Here is a 1,653-nt window from a genome sequence, read left to right on the forward strand (position 1 = left end):
GAGCGAACCACTGCTGATGCGTCGAAATGCTTGGACGACATCGAAACCGGGGCTTGAAGGCTCCCCGGGATGAGTCTGGCGGGTGTCCGCTTCCTGGCCAGGCGGTGTCCGGCGTGAAGGTGGCGCGAGCCCGATCTGCGGGATCTGTGCGGAACAGGAGAAGGCGTACGTCCCTGCCGGGCGTGCGCTGGCGGACCGGCTCGTAGTAGCGGTGAAGTCCCTGTAATGGGGGTGGAGCGAAGGGGCCGGGTCGTTCGTGGCTTGTTCATTCGATCAACCGGAAGTTCTCCGGGAGGAATTGGCGTGGATGAGTTGAAAGCACCGGACAAGCCGTTCGGTATTCCGAAGCCGCTGGTGATGGAGGCTTGGGAGAAGGTCAGGGCGAACAAGGGTGCGCCGGGCGTGGACGCGGTAGCCATCGAGGAGTTCGAGGAGGATCTGCGGGGAAACTTGTACAGGATCTGGAATCGGATGTCCTCGGGCTGTTACTTTCCGCCGCCGGTGCGCATGGTGGAGATTCCGAAGCCGCAGGGCGGTATCAGGGTTCTCGGAGTGCCGACCGTGGGCGACCGTGTCGCGCAGACGGTGGTGGCGATGGTGCTGGAGAAGAGGGTCGAGCCGATCTTCCATCCGGACTCCTACGGCTACCGCCCAAAGCGTGGCGCGATTGACGCAGTGGGCAGGTGCCGGGAGCGGTGCTGGAAGTACGACTGGGTGGTCGATCTCGACATCAAGGCGTTCTTCGACTCGGTGCCGTGGGATCTGATGCTCAAGGCGGTGGGCTCGGTCTGCGAGCTTCCCTGGGTCCTGCTGTATGTCAAGCGGTGGCTTGCCGCCCCGCTGCAACATGCAGACGGCACGCTGATCGAGCGTGCCATGGGAACTCCTCAGGGTTCGGCGGTATCTCCGGTCCTGGCGAACTTGTTCATGCACTACGCGTTCGATATGTGGTTGCACCGGGCCTTCCCGGATGTCCGCTTCGAACGATATGCCGACGACGCGGTCATTCACTGCCGCAGTCTCGCCAAGGCGAGAGCAGTACTGGCCGCGCTGGAGGTGCGCATGGACTCGGTCGGCCTTCAACTGCACCCTGACAAAACGCAGATCGTCTACTGCCGTGATGCGAACCGCAAGAGCTCTTTCGAGCACACGAGGTTCACGTTCCTGGGCTACGACTTTCGCGAGCGCACCGTAGACGGGCGGAACGGGCTGTTTCGGAGTTTCTCTCCGGCGGCTTCGGACAAGGCCCTGAAGCGGATGGGCGAGGTGGTGCGTTCCTGGCGCCTGCACCGGTGGGTGCAGGGCGAGGCCCGAGACCTCGCGGACTGGATCAATCCGGTCGTGCGGGGATGGATGCAGTACTACGGGGCCTTCAACAGATCGGCCCTCTATCCCCTCCTGGAACGGATCAATGCCTACATGGTCCGGTGGTTGCGCGGGAAGTACCGAAGGCTGCGGCGAAGCTGGTCGGCGACCTTCCGTGCGTGGTGGTCCGGGGTTGATCGACATCCCCGGCTCCTTGCGCACTGGGTCTGGGTGACCGAGCCCGCTCGGGTCTGGTGACCAGGACGACAAGAGCCGTATGACCGGAGACGGTCACGTACGGATCTGTGGGAGCCCGGGGGCGAAATCCCCCGGGCCACCCGACTTCGC

At 63.9% G+C, this 1,653-nt stretch carries 1 protein-coding gene; it reads left to right on the forward strand.

Annotated elements, in window-relative coordinates; genetic code table 11:
- Positions 1 to 303: 303 nt before the first annotated feature.
- A complete protein-coding gene (gene ltrA, locus AB0I52_RS32795; protein WP_363078816.1) occupies positions 304 to 1,563 on the forward strand; it encodes a group II intron reverse transcriptase/maturase in 1,260 nt (419 codons plus the stop codon).
- The last annotated feature ends 90 nt before the right edge of the window (positions 1,564 to 1,653 follow it).

The sequence above is a fragment of the Streptomyces sp. NPDC050423 genome (assembly GCF_040655445.1).
Classification (GTDB): domain Bacteria; phylum Actinomycetota; class Actinomycetes; order Streptomycetales; family Streptomycetaceae; genus Streptomyces.